Origin of the sequence: Nonomuraea roseoviolacea subsp. carminata (genome assembly GCF_024172185.1) — a bacterium.
GTDB classification, from domain to species: domain Bacteria; phylum Actinomycetota; class Actinomycetes; order Streptosporangiales; family Streptosporangiaceae; genus Nonomuraea; species Nonomuraea roseoviolacea.
Window position 1 is genome coordinate 294,335 of record NZ_JAMZEC010000001.1, and the last position, 17,783, is coordinate 312,117.

The following is a 17,783-nucleotide window of genomic DNA, read 5'->3' on the forward strand; positions in this document are numbered from 1 at the left end:
AAAGGAAGGTGCTATGTCACGACCCAGAGAGGCGCTCATCCAGGCAGGCCAGGGCATGGCCCAGGCCGTCATGCAAGGAGGCGACCTCCGGCAGGCGGCCGGTCAGGCGGCCGGCCAGCTGATGAACCAGGCGGGTCAGGCCGGCCAGCTCGTCAACCAGGCCGGCCAGCACGGGTTCGCCCTCGACCCCCGCGACTTCGCCGCCGCCCGTGACGGCGGCGCGTCGGTGGGGACGCTGATCGAGGCGAGATCCGCGTCGCTGAACGAGGCCGGCGAGATCGTCAACCGCAGCTTCGCCGAGAACGGCATGCACGTCATCTCGCCCGTGGTGATCCCCAAGGGCACCACCGCCAAGGTGGTCGTGCCCCTGGGCGTCCTCGTGCTGCTCGGCCTGATCGGCGCCCTGGGCAACGTCATCCCCCGCACCGAGCTGGTCTTCGGCCCCCACTACTGGTTCGTGCTCGTGCTGGCCGCGGGGTTCCTGTGGTGGCGGCGCAGTGTCGTCATGGTGCCCGAGGGCTGCAAGGCGCTGATCACCAAGTTCGGCAAGCTCGTGCAGATCGCCGACCCGGGGCGGGTCACGCTGCTCAACCCGTGGAAGCGGGTCAGCTACATCGTCAACACCACCCGCGAGTACCCCTTCAACGCCCCCATCCGCGAGGCGCCGACCCAGCAGGGCGTCAAGGCCAGCGTGGACCTGTTCCTGCAATTCAGGATCGAGAACCCGGCGGAGTTCATCTTCGTGCTCGGCTCGGTCAGCGGCTTCCAGTCCAAGCTGCAGAACGCCATCAGCGAGGTCACCCGCTCCCTCATCTACGCCCAGCGCGCCGAGGACATCTACGACCTGGTGGGCGAGAGCACGCTCGGCATGCTGGAGAGCCTCAACCAGCAGTTCCTGCCGGCCGTCCGGCTCACCGACGTCAACATCACCCACGCCGAGCCGTCCAGCCAGGAGTACCGGATGGACCTCGCGGCGCCCGAGATGGTGCGGGTCGCCAAGGAGGCCTACACCTACGAGTACGAGCTCCAGCTTCGCAAGGAGCAGAACGAGGGCGACCTGGTCAAGGAGCTGGCCGGGCTCCAGGAGACGCTCAGCGCCATCCAGGCGGAGATCGCCGGCTACCAGGCCCGCATGGACACCGCCCTCGAACGCGCCTCCCACCAGGCCAAGGCGCAGGCCAGGCAGCGGCTGGTCGAGGCGGAGTCCACGGCCAACGCCAACGCGGCGCTGCTGGAGGCGCAGGCCCTGGACATCCGGGCGCTGAGCGCGGCCGAGGCGCCGGAGATCCTCGACTACCGCTTCCAGCAGGACCTGCTGGACAAGCTGGAGTCGGTCTCCTCGCGGCTGCCCCAGGTGGTGCAGGTGGGCGAGCAGAGCGACATCGACTTCCTTGAGCTCGCGCAGCAGCTCGTCGGCGGCCGGGGGGCGGCGCTGTTCTCGGCGGAGGACATGGCGGCGATCCGGAGCCGGCTGGCGGAGATCGGCGAGCGCGTGCGCGCCCGCGAGGCCGAGATCGCGGCCCTGCTCGGCAGAGCGGGAACGGCGGCGGACCCCGCCGTGCCGGCCGACGAGGTGACCGGACTGGACGTGACGACGGAGGGTGGGGCCCGATGAGCGGCGGCCGCGAGTTCTCGAAGATCAAGGAGTCGCTGGCCTCCTGGTCGGACATCCGCCAGCTCCTGCGCGGCGGCGAGCAGGGCCAGCTCGTGCCCGTCGTGATCCCCAAGGACCGGCGCGGGTTCGCCTGGATGACGCTGGTGTTCCTGGCGGTGTACTTCGCCGGGATGGCCGTGGTGACCGACCTCAAGGCCCTGCCGGCGCTGGCCGCGGTGCTGCTGCTGCTGATCTCCGCCGTGCTCGTGTGGCGCAAGGCGATCATCGAGATCGAGGAGGGCACGACCGGCGTGCGCAGCCGCTGGGGCGCCATCACCGGCACCCTGCCGCCAGGACGGCACTACCTGTGGCTGCCGTGGGACCGGGTGGACGCGGTGGTCGACACCTCCACCGAGATCCCGTACACGGCGCCCATCGTGGCCTGCCCGACCGCCGAGAACGTGCCGCTGAAGTCGATCGAGTTCTTCCTGAAGTTCCGCATCGTCGACCCGGTCGCGTTCGTGCGCACCATCGGCGCGGGCAACTTCGACCTGGTGCTGGCCAGCGCCGTGCAGGACGCCATCCGCCAGCGCAGCCGCCGCGTCCACACCGAGCACGCGTACGACCTGCGCGGCTCCGACGTGGGCGACATGCAGGAGGCGCTCAACCGCCAGCTCGGCCGCTACGGCGTGCGCGTCACCGGCTCCAACATCCCCGACGTGCAGCTCCCCGACCAGTACCAGCAGCACCTGGCCACCCGCGAGAAGGTCGCCAAGGAGCTGTCGGCCTACGAGCGCGAGTGGGAGCTGACCCGCAAGCGGCGCATCGACACCCTGCTCATGGAGATCGAGCGCTCCAAGAAGACCCGCGACGCCCGCGTGGTCGAGGTCAAGGCCGCCTACAACACGGCGCGCAAGGACGTGGCCCGCATGCTGGAGGAGCAGGAGACCGAGGCGCAGCGGGTGCGCTGGGAGATCGAGGCGCGCGGCCGGGCCGAGCTGACCGCCGCCGAGAACGAGGCCAAGGCGCTGCGCCGGCTCGCCGAGTCCTACCGCGACAACCGGGCCGTGCTCCAGTACGAGCTGGCCCGCCGGCGCCTCGACGTGGGCGCCAAGCTCGCCGAGAGCGCCCCGCAGCCGCTGGTGGTCCGCACGCAGCAGGGCTCGGGCGACTCCTCGGCCCTGTCCACGATGCTGCTGGCCCAGTACCTCCCCCGGCTGTCGGGCCAGCCGTCGCCCAACGGCTCCGCGCCGTCCGCGCAGCGCTGACCCCCACCGGCAACCGAACCGCAGAGGAGAAGAACCCCATGGTGTTCCGCAAGCTGATGGCCGCGTTCGGCGCGGGCGTCGAGGTCGACACGGTGCTGTCCGGCACCACCGTCCGTCCGGGAGAGCCGCTGCGCGGCGTGGTGAACTTCCGGGGCGGCGGCTCCGACTACAAGGTCGAGGGCATCCACCTGGACCTGACCGCCGTGGTCGAGGTGGAGAGCGGCGACAACGAGTACAAGACCACCTACAGCTTCCTGCGCCGCCAGGTCGCGGGCGGCTTCCAGCTCGCCGCGGGGGCGCAGCACAGCCAGCCGTTCGAGCTCCAGGTCCCGTGGGAGACGCCGATCAGCGCCGTCGGCGGGCACCCCCTGCACGGCATGCGGCTCGGCGTGCAGACCGAGCTGGCGCTGGCGGGCGCGCTCGACAAGGGCGACCTCGACCCCCTGTTCGTCAACCCGCTTCCGGCGCAGGAGCACCTGCTCGGCGCCCTCGACCGGATGGGCTTCCACTTCAAGAAGGCCGACCTGGAGCGGGGCACGCTGTACGGCTCCACGATGCCGTTCTTCCAGGAGATCGAGTACCACGCCGGCGGGCAGTGGCGGCGCCACTTCAACGAGCTGGAGCTGACCTTCATCGCGGGTCCGCAGCAGATGGACGTCATCCTGGAGGCCGACAAGCGGGGCGGGTTCCTGACCTCCAGCCACGACGCCTACAACCGCTTCACGGTCCGCTACGACACCGGGCCGGGCGCGGCCGACGCGGCCCTGCACCACGGCCTGGAGCAGATGGCCCGCCACCGCGGCTGGTTCTGACCCGCACCGCGGAGGGAGGGGGCCACGGCACCCTCCCTCCCGCGTGGTGGCACGGGCTTGGGACGATCGTTACCATGGCGCTCGGGGACTGAACGATCGTCGGATGCGGGGCCAGCGATGTCACGGTTCAGGGCGGCGTGGAGCCGGGTCGCGCCATGGGCGGCCCAGAACGCCGACGGCGCGATCGCCCTGGTCCTCGCCGTCGTCGTCGGCGTGCTCGGCATCATGCCCGACGACATGTTCGGCAAGCCCCCCGAGGGCGACAAGGTGCAGCAGCAGCTCGTCAGCGCCGCCACCCTGGTGATCCTCGCGCTCGTGGCCACCGCGCTGCTGCGCGACCGCGTCCGGCAGGCGCCCGTCGAGGAGACGATCACCTCCGGCGCGCTCGCCGACCTGCCCGTGCGACTGGCCCGCCTGGAGGAGATCGACGGCCTGGTCGCCGGCACCCGCAAGGCGCTGGACGCGCTCCAGCTCGTCCGGGTGCTGGGCAGCCGCCAGGAGATCGCGCAGGCCCACGCCGAGGCGCGCAAGGACACCACCCGGTGGAGCTTCAGGGGCGGCACCGGCACCTACCTGCGGGCCGTCACCCTGCCCGAGTGCGTGGCCGCGGCCCGCCGCGTCAAGCGGCACCTCACCGTGCGGATCGAGATCGTCGACCCGACGAACGCCGAGGTGTGCGAGACGTACGCCCACTACCGGCGGTCCTTGTCGGACGCGCCCGACGGCACGGGCGAGACGTGGACGACCGACCGGGTCAGGAAGGAGTCGTACGCGACGATCCTGGCCGCGTTCTGGCACCGCCAGCGTTACGGCCTGCTCGACATCGGGGTGGGACTGTCGGCCACGATGACGACGTTCCGCTGGGACATCTCGGCGACCCGCCTCCTCATGACGGTCGAGGACCCCAACCGGGCGATGACCGCCCTGGCCGGCACGTTCTTCTACGAGAACTGCGACACCGAGCTGCGGCTCAGCTTCGAGCAGGCGCGCCGGGTGCCGCTGGAGAAGTACAAGAAGGTGCCGCTCAGCGACGAGCCGACGGTCGAGGAGGTCCAGGACCTGTTCGAGCGGATCGGGGTGCCGCTGCCGCGCTCGTACAACGAGCACGACGTGGTGGACATCGCCCGCAAGGCGCTGCGCGCCCTCAACCCGTACGCGGGGTGAGCGGCGTGACCCACGACGAGGTCTACGAGGAGCTGACCGGGGGCCGGGCCCGGGAGTGGACGCTGCGGGCGCTGTCCGGGGCGGTGCGGGCGGTGCGCCACCCGCTCGGCTTCGTCTGCCTGCCGCTGGAGCGCCGGGGCGGCGACGGCGTGTGCGTCCACCTGTGGTCGGGGGCGCTGGCCCACGCCGAGAGCACCACCTCGCAGATCCACTGCCACAGCTGGGACCTGTTCAGCCACGTCCTGTACGGCCAGATCCGCAACGTCCACGTGGACGTCACCGACGCCGGCCCGGACGCCACCCACCGGGTCTTCGAGGTGGTCAGCGACGTCACGGGCGACCACCTCACCCCGACCGGCCGCACCGTGCGCCACGCGACGGGCCTGGTCGAGGCGTTCGGCCCCGGCGACAGCTACACCCTGGGCGCGGGGCGCTTCCACAGCAGCCTGGTGCCCGAGGGCGGGGAGGCGGCCACGATCGCCCTGGGCCGGGGCCGGCCGGGCAGCCGCGACCTGTCGCTCGGCCCGCTGGCCGGCCGCGGCCACCACGTCGCCAGGCAACCGCTCGACGCCGAGGAGACGGCCCGCGCCGTCGGACTGATAGCCGCCCACCTGACCTGAGGGGTGCCGATGGACCTACAGCACGCGCGCGCGGTCGCCGTCGAGGCCGCCGAGGCCGCGGGGCGGCTGATCCGGACGGGAGCGGGCGGCGCGCTGGGGGTCCGCGCGAAGGGCCGCTCCGGCGACGTGGTGACCGACCTCGACCTGGCCTCGGAGAAGCTGCTGCTGGAGCGGGTCCTGACGGCGTTCCCGTCGCACTCGGTGATCGCCGAGGAGTCGGGGCTGCTGGGGGCGCGCGACGGGGAGTGGACGTGGCTGGTCGACCCGCTCGACGGCACCAACAACGTGGCGATCGGCCTGCCGGCGTACGTGGTCGGGCTGGCCCTGTGCCGGGCGGGGCGGCCGGTGGTGGGCGTGGTGCACGACCCGGTGGCCGGGCAGACGTGGTCGGCGGTGCGGGGCGACGGCGCGCTCACCTCCTCGGGGGCGCGGCTGTCCGCGCCGTACCAGCCGTCGCCGCACGGCCCGCTGCTGGCCTGGACGCAGGGCTACACCGTCGCGCGCGGCGACGCCGTCGTGCGGGAGCTGAAGGCGCGGCTGGAGGGGCACGCCCGCCGGATGCTGCAGCTCTGGGCGCCGTTGCTGCAGTGGGCGATGCTGGCCAGGGGCGACATCGACGGCTTCGTCGGCTACCGGGCCGAGGCGGTGGACCTGCCGGCCGGGGCGCTGCTCGCGCGGGAGGCGGGCATCGAGATCCGGGCGCTGGACGGCGGGCCGTTCGCGGAGGGCTTCGGCGGGGCGCCGGAGGACCGCAGCTTCGTCGCCGCCCATCCGCGCGCCCTGCCCGCCCTCCTCGACCTGGTCCGCTGACCTTACTTGACCTTGTACTCGCACAGTCCCTTGGCGGCGACGACCTTCCTGCCGTCGACGCTGATACGGCAGGAGCCCTCGGTGATCTGGCCGTCCGTGGTCTGCACCCCACCGGCCACGACGGACACGAGCTTGCCGACCTTCTGCTCGGCGGGGGTCAGCTCCAGCGTCACGGTCTTCGACCAGGGCAGCGTCATGCCGCCGGTCTCGGTGCCGTTGAAGTCGCCGACGTACATGATGGGCTGAACGGCCCGGCCCTCGCCGAGGACCTCCAGCTTGACGGTCCGGACGGCCGTCGGCCCCTCGGCCGGCGCGCTCGGGGCGGGTTCGGAGGAGGACACCGCCGACGGCGCCGTGCTGGTGGACGACGTCGCGCCGCCGCACCCCGCCAGGCCGGCGACCGCGGTCACCCCGGCGACGAGCAGCCCGACCTTCTTATGGGGCATGGTGTGACTCATGGGGCCATTGTTGCGAACTTAACACCTGCTCAGGAAGTGGTGACGAGCGCCCAGACCGTGACGAGCAGCCCGACGACGGCGAGTCCGGCGCCGGTCCCGAGGAAGCGGCGCATCGGCACGGGCACGTCGTGGCGCCGGCACGACTCGAACCACAGCAGCGTGGCCAGCGAGGCCCAGGGGGTGATGACGGGGGCCACGTTCGTGCCGACGAGCAGCGCGAGGAGCTGGTCCTGCTGACCCGAGGGGATGACCTGCTCGACGGCCTTGTACGCGGGCAGGTTGTTGATCGCGTTGGCCAGCCCGCCGCCGACGGCGGCCGTGCGGTACGGGTCGGGGGTGTCGCCCAGCAGCAGGCTCATGAGGTCGGCCAGGCCGTACCGGCTGAGGGTGGGCACCACGAGGAACAGGCCGGTCACGAAGATGAGCAGCTGCCAGGGGATCAGGCTCCACCTGAGCCGCCCGCGGTCGCGCACGGCGTAGGCGGCCACGACGATCAGCGCCGCGGCGGGGGCGGCGACGCCCACGTCCACCTTGAGCAGGAGCGCCACGATGAACAGGACGCAGGCCGCGGACGAGGCGGCGAACAGCACGCGGTCGCCGACGGGCTCCAGCAGCGGCGGCGTGTAGCGCAGGTCGCGGCGCTGACCGCGGCGCCAGTAGAACACCCACAGGAACACCATGGTCACGGCGATGGAGGCGATCTGCGGCGCCCACATGCGGGCGGCGAACTCCTGGGCGTTCAGGCCGATCTTCTGCATGCCGAGCAGGTTGGTGAGGTTGGAGACCGGCAGCAGCAGGCTCGCGGTGTTGGCCAGCCAGATCGTGGTCATGGCCAGGGGCAGCGGGGCGATGCGGGCCTTGGGCGCCAGGGCCAGCATGACCGGGGTGAGCAACACCGCAGTCGTATCAAGATTCAGAAATATCGTGACAAAAGAGGCGAAAGCCGTGCAGAGCAGGAAGAGGGCGACATAGTTACCGCGGCCGAGCACCGCCATCCGCGCCGCGATGACGTCGAAGACCTGAGCCTCCTTGGTCAGCTCGGCCAGCACGATGATCCCCACCAGGAACACCAGCAGGGGTCCGATGTCGTCCATGCTCTCGGCCGCCTCGCGCAGCGGCAGGAGCCCGGTCGCCACGAACAGCACACCGAGCGCCAGCAGGCCGATCCTGATCCAGTCGAGCACGCCGAGACGCCGCCACACCCGACGATGATCGCACATCGCCTCCAAAACGCCGACGCCGCGAGGGATACTGAGCAGATGTCACGCGACGGCAGGCCGACCGAGATCTTCGTCAGCTACTCCCCCGCCGACACGGCCTGGGCGACCTGGATCGCGTGGGAACTCGAAGCCGCCGGCTACCGGACCATGATCCAGGCGTGGGACTTCGTGCCCGGCACGAACTTCATCGACTTCATGGACCGCGGCGTCAGCGAGGCGCACCTCGTCGTCGCCGTGCTGTCGCGCAACTACCTCACCTCCCGCTACGGGCGCCTGGAGTGGCAGGCCGCGCTGCGCGCCGACCCCGACGACCCGTCGCGCAAGCTGGTCACGATCCGGCTGGAGGACGTCCATCTGGAGGGTCTGCTGTCCACCATCACCTGGGTCGACCTCCTCGGCGTGACCGACCCCGACCAGGCGCGGGCGCGGCTGCTCGGCCGCGTCGGCGAGGCGCTGGCCGGCCGGGCCAAGCCCGACGTGCCGCCCGCCTTCCCCACCTCGGCCCAGGCCGGCGCGCCGGCGCCCGACCCGACCCTGCCGGCACCGGCCGAGCGCTCCCGGGCCCGCCGCACGCCGGTGACCGCGCCGAAGTTCCCGCCCGCGGCCGGGCCCGGGCACCGGCGCGAGTCGCTGAGCGTCCTGCACATCGGCGGGCCCCGCTTCGGCCGGGCGCTGCCCGACCCCGGCGAGCCGTTCACGCCCGAGGACATGCAGGCGCGCATCTGGGCCGACCTCACCTCGATGTACGACCGGGGCATGCCGCGGCCCGACCTCATGGTGGTCAGCGGCGATCTGACCGAGTCGGGCAGCCTCGGGCAGTTCGCCCAGGCCACCCGGTTCGTGACCGACCTGCGGCTGCTGCTCGGGCTGGAGCCGCACCGCCTCGTCCTCGTGCCCGGGCCGCGCGACGTCACCAAGGCCGCGGCCAGCGCCTACTTCCTCACCTGCGAGGCCGACGACGTCAGCCCGCAGCCGCCGTACTGGCCGAAGTGGCGCCACTTCGCGGGCCTGTTCGACGAGGTCTACCAGGGCCTCGACGACCGGGTCTTCGACGGCGGGCAGCCGTGGACGCTCTTCCAGGTGCCCGACCTGAAGGTGGTCGTGGCCGGGCTCAACTCGACCATGGCCATGAGCCACCTGGAGCGCGACGCGTACGCGCAGCTCGGCGAGGCGCAGGCGGCCTGGTTCGCCGAGCGGCTGCGGCCGTACGAGGAGAGCGAGTGGCTGCGGCTCGGCGCGATGGGCCACCCGCCGGCGGCGCTGCGCGACGCGCCCACGTTCGAGCGGCTGCTCGCCCACCGGCTCAACCTGCTCTTCCACGGCACCGGACGCGACCCGGCCGGCGCGGCCGACGGCGAGGTGGCCCTGGCCGCGCCCCGGCCGGGCCGCCACCAGGTCGTCGAGATCACGCCCGGCGGCATCCGCACCTGGCTGCCCGACCGAGAGCCGGTGAAGGCCACGCGGAGCTGGCGGGCCGCCCGGGCGCCGTTCGCCGGCGAGGCCCCGCAGGTGCCGCGCCCCCGCCAGGAGCCGCCGGAGCGCGAGCCCAGCCCGGTCGAGCTGCTGCTCGACCGGATCAGCGAGGTGTGCGAGGCCCGGCACGAGCGCGCGCGGATCCGCCGCTTCCCCACGCACCTCGTCGTCACCCATCCCGACGACGGGTTCGTCCGGCTGACCATGATCGGCGCGCACGTGGGCCGGGTGGACGAGGAGGCCGCCGAGGCGTTCGCCCGGCAGGCCCACGCGGCCGGGCTCCAGGGCGAGCTGGTCTACCAGGGGCCGCCGCCCGAGCGCGCGCTGCGCGACACGTTCGTGCGCCGAGGGGTCCTGCTGCGCAGCTTCACCGAGTTCCAGGGACTGCTCGACCTGTCCGGGTACGTCGCCGAGCAGACCGCCCGGCTGACCGGCGACCGGCGCTACCCGCCCGGCCTCTACGTGCCCCAGCGCTACCGCGAGCTGGACCGCCCCGGTCACCCGGTCAGGGACGGGCTCACCGACGAGCTGATGCGGCTGCTCGCCAGCGACCACGGCCGGTTCCTGCTGCTGCTCGGCGACTTCGGGCACGGCAAGACGTTCGCGCTGCGCGAGCTCGCCCGGCGCCTGCCGGCCGAGCTGCCGCACCTGACGCCGCTGTTCATCGAGCTGCGGGCGCTGGACAAGGCCCACTCGGTGGACGCGCTCGTGGCCGCCCACCTCGCCACCCACGGCGAGGAGCTGATCGACCTCAAGGCGTTCCGCTACCTGCTGCGGCAGGGGCGCATCGTGCTGCTGTTCGACGGCTTCGACGAACTGGTCGCCCGGCTCACCTACGACCGGGCCGCCGACCACCTCGCGACCCTGCTCGCCGCGGCCGAGGACAAAGCGAAGATCGTGGTGGCCAGCCGCACCCAGCACTTCCGCTCGCACGGCCAGGTGCTGCGCTCGCTCGGCGAGATGGTCGGCGTGCTGCCGCAGCGGCGGCTGCTGGCCGTCGAGGACTTCTCCCGCGACCAGATCCACTCCTACCTGGTCAACCGGTACGACGACGGCGACGAGGCGGCGGCGCGCATGTCGCTGCTGGAGAGCATCGAGGACCTGCTCGGCCTGGCGCAGAACCCGCGCATGCTGAGCTTCATCGCCGACCTCGACGCCGACCGGCTGCGCACGGTGGCCCGGGCTCGCCACACCACCAGCCCCGCGCAGCTCTACCAGGAGATCCTCACCTCCTGGCTGACGTTCGAGGCGCGGCGGGCGGCGCTGCCCGGCTCGGCCGCGGGCCTGACGCTGGAGGAGCTGTGGCGGGCGATCACGGCCCTGGCGCTGCGCCTGTGGGAGTCGAACGAGGCGCTGCTCGGCGTGGAGGAGCTGACCGAGTTCGCCGAGACGCTGACGGACCTGGCGGGCGGGCAGATGTCGGCGGCGCACGCCGCGTACGCGATGGGCTCGGGCAGCCTGCTGGTGCGCACCGACGAGGGCATGTTCGGGTTCATCCACTCCTCCGTGATGGAGTGGCTGGTCGCCAGGCACGTCGCCGACACCCTCGACGACCCGGTGACGCTGGCGCGCGGGCCGCTGACGCCGCTGAGCGTCGAGTTCCTGTGCGACCTGGCCGACGTGCGGGCCCTGCGGGCGTGGGTGAACGACCCGCCGCCCGGGCGGCACGCCGGCGCCAACGCCGTCAAGATCGCCGGCCGGCTGCGCACCCCGGCGCAGTCCGATCTGCGCGGCGCCAACTTCAAGGGCGAGGACCTGTCGGAACGCGACCTGCAGGAGGTCGACCTGACCGGCGCCGACCTGTCGGAGACGACGCTGGCCCGCACCAACCTGTCCAGGGCCGTCCTGCGCGACGCCCGGCTCACCGGCGCGCGGCTCGACGGCGCCTCGCTGGCCGGGGCCGACCTGCGGGGCGCCGACCTGTCCGGCACCCGCCTGGTCCACACCGACCTGAGCGACGTGACCGCCGACGGCGCCCGCTGGCACCGCGCGGCGCTCATCCACGTCACCGGCACGCTGCCCGACCTGCCGGGCGCCGCCGTGGTGCCCGGCACGCCGGTCGAGGTGCAGCTCGCGCCCGCCGCCATCGGCGTCCCGTACGGCTACCACTTCCAGACCAGCCGCCTGCCCGAGCCGATCGCCTACAGCCACGACGGCACCACGATCGCCATCGGCAACGAGGACGGCGGCGTGCTGCTCTGCGCGGGCGGCGCGCCCGTGCGCACCCTCCAGGGCCACCACGGCCGCGTCTACGCCGTCTCCTTCGCCGGCGACCTGCTCGCCTCCGGCGCGAGCGACGGCAGCGTGCTGCTGTGGGACGCGGTGACCGGCACGCTGCTGCGGCGGCTGGAGGGCCACCCAGACGGCGTCTGGCCGGTACGCCTCAGCCCCACCGGCGAGCTGGTGGCGGCGGGCGGCGGCGACGGCGTCGTGCGCGTCTGGGAGACCGCCACCGGCCGCGAGGCCCACCGCCTGGCCGGGCACCGGGCGCCCGTCTACACGGCCTCGTTCGGGCACGCGGAGCTGGTGACCGGCGACTCGGCGGGCGTCGTACGGGTCTGGGACCTCGGCTCCGGCGAGATGACGGCCACCCTGGACGGCCACGACGGCGCGGTCTACCGGGCGGTCCACAGCCCCGACGGCACCCTGCTGGCCACCGGCGACGAGGCCGGCACGGTGCGGCTGTGGGACACCGCGACGTGGACCCTGCGCCGCGCCCTCACCGGTCATGCCGGGTCGATCTACTGCGTCGCGTTCTCCCCCGACGGCACCCTGCTGGCCACCGGCGACACGGCCGGGGCCGTCCGCCTGTGGGACCCGGTCGCGGCCGAGCCGCGCGGCCCGCACACGATCCACTCCGCGAGCGTCTACCAGGTGACGTTCAGCCCCGACGGCCGCACCATCGCCAGCGGCGACTCCAACGGCGTGGTCCGGCTGCAGGAGGTCGGCGCCACGACCCGCGTCGAGCTGACCGGCCACCGCAGCTCCGTCTGGCCGTTCGCGTTCCGTCCCGACGGCCAGCAGCTCGCCACCAGCAGCAACGACGGCACGGTCCGCCTGTGGGACCCGGCGAGCGGCAAGTGCCAGCGGATTCTGCGCGGGCACGGCCGGCGCATCTCGTCGGTGCGCTTCAGCGCCGACGGCACCATGCTGGCCACCAGCGGCAACGACGGGGTCGTGCGCGTGTGGGAGGCGGCGACCGGGCGGCGGCTGCGCGAGTTCACGGGCGCCTCCGACCGGCTGGTCTCGGCGCTGTTCTCGCCCGCCGGGCCGGTGCTCGCCACCTCCAGCAACGACGGCGGCGTCCACTTCTGGAACGCCACCACCGGCGAGTACGAGCGCGAGCTCAACGCCGAGACCGACCACGTGTGGGCCGAGGCGTTCAGCCCCGACGGCACCCTGCTGGCCACGGCCAACGACGACGACAGCGTGCGCGTCTGGTACCGCGCGACCGGCCGCCTGGTCAGCAACCTGGCCGACCACCGGGGCCGGGTCCGCTCGATCGCGTTCAGCCCCGACGGCCGCCACGTGGCGACCGGCTGCGACGACCGGCTGGTCCGCGTCTGGCACGTCGAGTCCGGCGGCCTCGTCGCCACCCTCGACGGGCACAAGGACCGGGTGTACGCGGTGGTCTTCTCACCGTCCGGCCGCTACCTGGCCAGCGCCAGCAACGACGGGACGGCCCGGGTGTGGGAGCTGCGGCCCGGCCAGCCCTGGCAGCCGGTGCTGCGGCACACCCTGGCCGAGCACGCCGGGCGGCTGTGGTCGGTGGCCTTCGACCTGACCGGGGAGCGCCTGGCGACCGCGGGCGACGACCTGACCGTGCGCGTGTGGGACACGGTCACGGGGCGGCTGCTGCACGCACTGAAGGGGCACACGCGGAGGGTGTGGTCGGTGGCCTACAGCCCGTCCGACCCCGACCTGCTGGCCACGGCCGGCGACGACGGCGTGGTGATCCTCTGGAGGGGGGAGGACCGCCACGCCACGCTTCTGGGTTTACCGGAAGGCTGGGCGGCGCTGTCGCCGAGCGGCCGGTACAAGGTGGAGGGAGAGTTGGCGGGGCAGTTCTGGCACGTGATCGGGATGTCCCGGTTCGAGCCGGGAGAGCTGGATCCGTACCTGCCGGACGTCCGGCCCGTACCCCTCGACGCGCCCTTCTGACGCGCCCGCCCTCGGGAGGCGCCCACCGAGGTCCGGCGGGCGCCCGGGGCGGGGTCATCTCTGGTCACGGCCTCGGCCCTGTCTCCGGGCGCGCCTGCCGACGTGCGGCGGGCGCCCGGGGCGGGGTCACTTCTCGTCGCGGCCCCGGCCCTTCGGACGGCCGCCGCGCCGCCCGGCGGGCGCGTCCTGACGGCCGCCGCGCCCCCGCCCGCGCGGCTGGGCGTCGCGTCCTGTGCTCCGGGCGGGGGCGCTCTCCGTGGCGCTCCAGTGGGCGGGACGGGTGAGCCCGGGCGGGATGCGGGTGGCCGCGTCGCCGCGGGCCGCGTTGAGCTGGGGCTGCGTGAGGAAGACGCTGCCCGTCAGGTCGGCCCCGGACAGGTCGGCCCCTCTGAGGTCGGCCCCGATGAGGTCGGCCAGCCGGAGGTCCGCTCCCCTGAGGTCGGCCCCGATGAGGTACGCGCCGCGCAGGTCGGCGCCGTACAGGTCGGCTCCGCGCAGGCGCGCCCCGATGAGGTCGGCGCCCCGGCGGTCCTTCTTCCGGTCGCGCCCGCCCTGACCGCCCGCCCGCGCGGGCGCCCGGACGAGCTCGCTCACGCGCAGCAGCAGCGGGTTGACCCGCCCGCGCCACTCGGCCACGTCGAGACCCGTCAGCTCCTCCGGGCCCAGCCGGGTGAGGGCGTCGATCTCGTCCCTGGCCCGCAGGACCTCCTCGCGCACCGGCGCCGCCCCGGGCAGCGTCAGGGCCTCGGTGAGGTACCACAGCAGCTCGTGCAGGTGCCGTACGACCGGGAACACCGCGAACATCCGCCCGGCCGTGCCCGGCTCGCTCCGCCAGTCGTGCCCGCCGAAGGTGACCTGGGAGACCTTCTGGCCCGCGCCGAAGCAGTCGTACACCGTGCACCCCGGGAACCCCTCGTCCCGCAGGTGCCGGTGGATGCCGCAGCGGAAGTCGTCCTGGAGGTTGTGGCAGGGCCGGCCCGCGTCCTTGTCGACGGCGAAGTCGGCGGACCTGGCGAACGGCAGCGCGACGCAGCACAGGGCGAAGCAGCTCGCGCAGTCGGCCCGCAGGTCCTGCGGTCGCATACCGGCGCCCGGAGCTTCGGCGGCGACCTCAGCCGCGGTGCCCTGAGCCCGGGTGTCCTGAGCCCGGGTTTCCTCCCCGCCCGTCATATCCTGCCCCGTCCCCCCGATCCGAACTCCCGCGATCCTACCCGCCCGGTGAGCGGTGGGACTCCGAGACGCCCAGCCGTTCCCGCAGCGCCCGGACGCCGGAGGCCAGGACGGGCGGGACGGTGATCAGGAGGGTGAGGGCGTCGGCGAGCCGGGTCGCCGCCGCGTCGGCCGTCAGCCAGAGCACCGGCGGGCCGAGCACCGCGCAGACGCGGGCATCGGTCGCGAGCACCCACCGCAGCGCCCGCACGGCCCGTGCGCGGGCACCGCGCCAGGCCGCCGCACCCCAGGCACCCACCGCGGCGATCCCCTGGCGGACGGCGGTCCGCGGGTCTGCCGCGGTCCATGGGTCTCCGGCGGCGACCCCTTGACCCGCTGCCGTCCGCCCCGCTGCCGTCCGCCCCGCTGCCGTCCGCCCTGCGACCGTCCGATCCGCGACCGTCCGATCCGCGACCGTCGTCCGGCGCCGCAGGACGATCGCCATGCGGGGCATGCCCCTGAGCAGTCCCGCCACGAAACGCGCACGCTCCAGGCCCCCGTCCGCCCGGCGCAGCTCTCCCAGCCACTCCTCCAGCCACCGGCCACGCGAGCCGGAAGGCAGCATGATCGCGGCGGCCTCCACCACGCCGAAGGAGACCCGGACGCCGTCGCGGGCCAGGGCCGACAGCCTCGCCTCGGCCAGCCTGCGCAGCTCGCGCTCCATCCCGCGCATCCCCAGCCGCGCCGCGGCGGGCGCGAACACCCGCAGGGTCTGCAGGCTCTTGGCGCGCTGCTTGGCCGGGGAGATCCAGCGCATCGTGCGCTGGTTGTGCAGCCGGTCGGCCAGTTTCAGCGTCAGCACCCGGGCGTCGGCGCGCCGCTCCCACTCCACGGCCGTGCGCCCGGCCTCCGCGTCCGCCTCCAGCCGCCCCAGGTCCCGCACCAGGGCGGCGATCCGCGGGCCGAACTCCCTTTCCAGGCCGGCCGCCGGGCAGGCGGTGTCGCGGAGCACGTCATGGAGCAACGCGGCGCACAGCAGCTCGTGGTCCGCGCCGAGGTCGGCGAGGATCGCCGCCACCGCGACGGGGTGGGTGATGTACGGATCGCCGCTGTGGCGGTTCTGGTCCCGATGCCAGAACGCGGCGGTCGCGTGGGCCCGCTCGACCACCCGGAGCTGCTCGGCGTCCAACCGCCCGGCCAGACGGGTCCGTAACCGCTCGAACGACCCCTCGCGGGCCGAACCGCCGCCGCGGCGAATCGTCAGGACGCTCATGAGCCGTCACCTGACGCGCGGCGGGAGGCCTCCCGGGCGCTCACGCCGACCTTCCCGGCGCCCGGCGACGCATGAGGCCGCCCACGGCCGCAGACCTTCCCACCGCACGGCCGCCCATGGTCGCGAGCCTTCCCACCGCACGGCCGCCCATGAGACCGCCCATGGTTGCCCTTCCCGACGGGCCGCTGGCCGGAGCCGCCGTCGCGCGTCGCACGCTGTCGCCGACATGCCCGGCGGTTCATGACGCGCCCCCCGCCGAGCCCAGGGGACGCGCCCAGTCGGGGACGAGTTGGCGGCGGGAGCGGTAGGCCGCGGCGATCGCGTCCCGGGCCTGCTCGGCGCCCCCGGAGGTCAGCAGGTAGTAACGCCGGCGGGGGCGTCCCTCGCGAACGTGGACCTCGGGGTCCTCCCACCGGCTCTCCACCCAGCCGAGCTCCTCCAGCGTCGCCAGGATCGGGTACACCGTGCCGCTCGCCAGCCCGGCCTCCGCGCACACGTCGAGGCCGTACCGCTCGCGGGCCGGGTCGGAGAGGAACACGCGCAGCACGTCGCGTACGGACGTCGTCATGCGGGGCCTTCTCGGCATATCTCGAACTCTACATAGCCCCCCGAGCGGCGGACATGTCCGTCCGGGACAGGAACGTCTACCCCCGTCAGCCGCGGGCGGCGCGGCGCAGGAGGTCGTCCCACACCTCGTCGACCCGGGCCTGCAACGCGTCGAGCGAGCCCTCGTTGTCGATCACGATGTGCGCGACCGCGAGCCGCTCCTCGCGGGTGGCCTGGGCGGCGATGCGGGCCCGGGCGTCGCTCTCGGCCATGCCGCGGTGCTCGGCCAGGCGGGCGACGCGGGTCTCGTCGGAGGCGTCCACGACGATCACCACGTCGTACATCGGGGCCAGCTTGTTCTCGGCCAGCAGCGGCACGTCGTACACCACGATCGCGTCCTCGGCGGCCTGCCCCTGCAGCTCGGCGACCCGCTCCCCCACGAGGGGATGAACGATCGCGTTGAGTGCGGCGAGCCGGTCGGGGTCGCCGAAGACGATGGAGCCGAGCTTCTCGCGGTCGAGCGAGCCGTCGGCGCGCAGCACCTCGTCGCCGAACGCCGCCTGCACCCGCGCCAGGCCGGGCGTGCCCGGCTCGACGACCTCACGGGCGATCTTGTCGGCGTCGATCACCATGGCGCCGTGGGCGGCCAGCCGCCGCGACACCTCGCTCTTGCCGGATCCGATGCCGCCGGTCAGTCCGATCTTCAGCACCCGCAAAGCCTATCGGCCCTCCTGCCCGATGCTCACCGCCGCAGGTGGACGAGTGTCAGGTGGTCGTCCATGCGCTCGCGGTGGGTCTCCCGGTAGCCGAGCCGGCGGTAGAGCCGCAGGTTGCCCTCGGACAGGTGGCCGGTGAACAGGTCGAACGCCGACGCCTCCGGCACCTGCTCGTGCAGGGTCCGTAACAGGGCCGTGCCCAGCCCCCGCCCCTGCTGGTCGGGCGCCACGACGAGCCGCCCCACGAGGCAGGTGGCGCCGGACAGGCGGCCGCGGACGGAGCCGACGACCCGTCCCCCGTCGACGGCCTTGAGCACGACGCCGGCGCGGATCGCCTCGCGGACCTGCTCGACGGACTCGACCAGCGGCGGGATGAACGGATCGCCGTAGAGCTGGGCCTCGGTGACGTACGCCGCCCGCTGCACCGTGAGAATCTCGCCCGCGTCGGCTTCCGCGGCCCGCTGGATCTCCACGCGCAGCACCCTAGCGGAGTGCCTTCGTCCAGGCACGGGTCCGCTC

The 17,783-nt window shown here is 73.7% G+C and carries 14 protein-coding genes; 7 read left to right on the top strand and 7 right to left on the bottom strand.

From position 1 onward, the window contains the following. Positions 1-13: 13 nt before the first annotated feature. The 6 genes from HD595_RS01340 (at position 14) to HD595_RS01365 (ending at position 6,268) form a co-directional block, all read left to right on the top strand. A complete protein-coding gene (locus HD595_RS01340) occupies positions 14-1,615 on the top strand; it encodes an SPFH domain-containing protein (protein ID WP_253765113.1) in 1,602 nt (533 codons plus the stop codon). Beyond that, a complete protein-coding gene (locus HD595_RS01345) occupies positions 1,612-2,862 on the top strand; it encodes an SPFH domain-containing protein (RefSeq protein WP_253765114.1) in 1,251 nt (416 codons plus the stop codon). The genes HD595_RS01340 and HD595_RS01345 overlap by 4 nt, the downstream gene beginning before the upstream one ends. A 38-nt stretch (positions 2,863-2,900) precedes the next feature. Continuing rightward, positions 2,901-3,674, top strand: coding sequence for a sporulation protein (locus HD595_RS01350; RefSeq protein WP_253765115.1), 774 nt, complete (start codon positions 2,901-2,903; stop codon positions 3,672-3,674). A gap of 117 nt (positions 3,675-3,791) precedes the next feature. Next, complete coding sequence (locus HD595_RS01355; RefSeq protein ID WP_253765116.1) at positions 3,792-4,838, top strand: hypothetical protein; 1,047 nt, start codon at positions 3,792-3,794, stop codon at positions 4,836-4,838. A 5-nt stretch (positions 4,839-4,843) separates the two neighbouring features. Beyond that, positions 4,844-5,458, top strand: coding sequence for a hypothetical protein (locus tag HD595_RS01360; protein ID WP_253765117.1), 615 nt, complete (start codon positions 4,844-4,846; stop codon positions 5,456-5,458). A 9-nt stretch (positions 5,459-5,467) separates the two neighbouring features. Then, positions 5,468-6,268 carry an inositol monophosphatase family protein gene (locus tag HD595_RS01365; protein WP_253765118.1) on the top strand — a complete coding sequence of 267 codons (801 nt, stop codon included), beginning with the start codon at positions 5,468-5,470 and terminating at the stop codon, positions 6,266-6,268. A gap of 2 nt (positions 6,269-6,270) precedes the next feature. On the opposite strand, the gene HD595_RS01370 is transcribed toward HD595_RS01365, so the two are convergent. Beyond that, the gene (locus tag HD595_RS01370) at positions 6,271-6,726 is read right to left on the bottom strand and encodes a hypothetical protein (protein WP_253765119.1); all 456 of its coding nucleotides are present in this window, start codon (positions 6,724-6,726) and stop codon (positions 6,271-6,273) included. Between the two features lie 29 nt (positions 6,727-6,755). After that, the gene (locus HD595_RS01375) at positions 6,756-7,928 is read right to left on the bottom strand and encodes an ArsB/NhaD family transporter (RefSeq protein WP_253765120.1); all 1,173 of its coding nucleotides are present in this window, start codon (positions 7,926-7,928) and stop codon (positions 6,756-6,758) included. 57 nt (positions 7,929-7,985) lie between these two features. Between HD595_RS01375 and HD595_RS01380 the strand changes: the two genes are divergently transcribed. After that, the gene (locus HD595_RS01380) at positions 7,986-13,580 is read left to right on the top strand and encodes a WD40 domain-containing protein (RefSeq protein ID WP_253765121.1); all 5,595 of its coding nucleotides are present in this window, start codon (positions 7,986-7,988) and stop codon (positions 13,578-13,580) included. A 126-nt stretch (positions 13,581-13,706) separates the two neighbouring features. On the opposite strand, the gene HD595_RS01385 is transcribed toward HD595_RS01380, so the two are convergent. The 5 genes from HD595_RS01385 to HD595_RS01405 form a co-directional block, all read right to left on the bottom strand. Beyond that, a complete protein-coding gene (locus tag HD595_RS01385; RefSeq protein ID WP_308211090.1) occupies positions 13,707-14,663 on the bottom strand; it encodes a pentapeptide repeat-containing protein in 957 nt (318 codons plus the stop codon). A 124-nt stretch (positions 14,664-14,787) separates the two neighbouring features. Further along, positions 14,788-16,002, bottom strand: a complete 1,215-nt coding sequence (locus tag HD595_RS01390) for an HD domain-containing protein (RefSeq protein ID WP_253765122.1) — start codon at positions 16,000-16,002, stop codon at positions 14,788-14,790. 238 nt (positions 16,003-16,240) lie between these two features. Then, on the bottom strand, positions 16,241-16,588 hold the full coding sequence (locus HD595_RS01395; protein WP_253765123.1) for a PadR family transcriptional regulator: 348 nt from the start codon (positions 16,586-16,588) through the stop codon (positions 16,241-16,243). 67 nt (positions 16,589-16,655) lie between these two features. Next, a complete protein-coding gene (gene coaE, locus HD595_RS01400) occupies positions 16,656-17,258 on the bottom strand; it encodes a dephospho-CoA kinase (protein ID WP_253765126.1) in 603 nt (200 codons plus the stop codon). Positions 17,259-17,290: 32 nt separating this feature from the next. Then, positions 17,291-17,743, bottom strand: coding sequence for a GNAT family N-acetyltransferase (locus HD595_RS01405; RefSeq protein ID WP_301309817.1), 453 nt, complete (start codon positions 17,741-17,743; stop codon positions 17,291-17,293). Positions 17,744-17,783 lie beyond the last annotated feature (40 nt).

Excerpts from the sequence above, each read along its gene's own strand:
- HD595_RS01340 (WP_253765113.1), top strand. The coding sequence starts at position 14 with ATGTCACGACCCAGAGAGGCGCTCATCCAGGCAGGCCAGGGCATGGCC.
- HD595_RS01345 (WP_253765114.1), top strand. The coding sequence starts at position 1,612 with ATGAGCGGCGGCCGCGAGTTCTCGAAGATCAAGGAGTCGCTGGCCTCC.
- HD595_RS01350 (WP_253765115.1), top strand. The coding sequence starts at position 2,901 with ATGGTGTTCCGCAAGCTGATGGCCGCGTTCGGCGCGGGCGTCGAGGTC.
- HD595_RS01355 (WP_253765116.1), top strand. The coding sequence starts at position 3,792 with ATGTCACGGTTCAGGGCGGCGTGGAGCCGGGTCGCGCCATGGGCGGCC.
- HD595_RS01365 (WP_253765118.1), top strand. The coding sequence starts at position 5,468 with ATGGACCTACAGCACGCGCGCGCGGTCGCCGTCGAGGCCGCCGAGGCC.
- HD595_RS01370 (WP_253765119.1), bottom strand. The coding sequence starts at position 6,726 with ATGAGTCACACCATGCCCCATAAGAAGGTCGGGCTGCTCGTCGCCGGG.
- HD595_RS01380 (WP_253765121.1), top strand. The coding sequence starts at position 7,986 with ATGTCACGCGACGGCAGGCCGACCGAGATCTTCGTCAGCTACTCCCCC.
- HD595_RS01385 (WP_308211090.1), bottom strand. The coding sequence starts at position 14,663 with ATGCGACCGCAGGACCTGCGGGCCGACTGCGCGAGCTGCTTCGCCCTG.
- HD595_RS01390 (WP_253765122.1), bottom strand. The coding sequence starts at position 16,002 with ATGAGCGTCCTGACGATTCGCCGCGGCGGCGGTTCGGCCCGCGAGGGG.
- HD595_RS01395 (WP_253765123.1), bottom strand. The coding sequence starts at position 16,588 with ATGCCGAGAAGGCCCCGCATGACGACGTCCGTACGCGACGTGCTGCGC.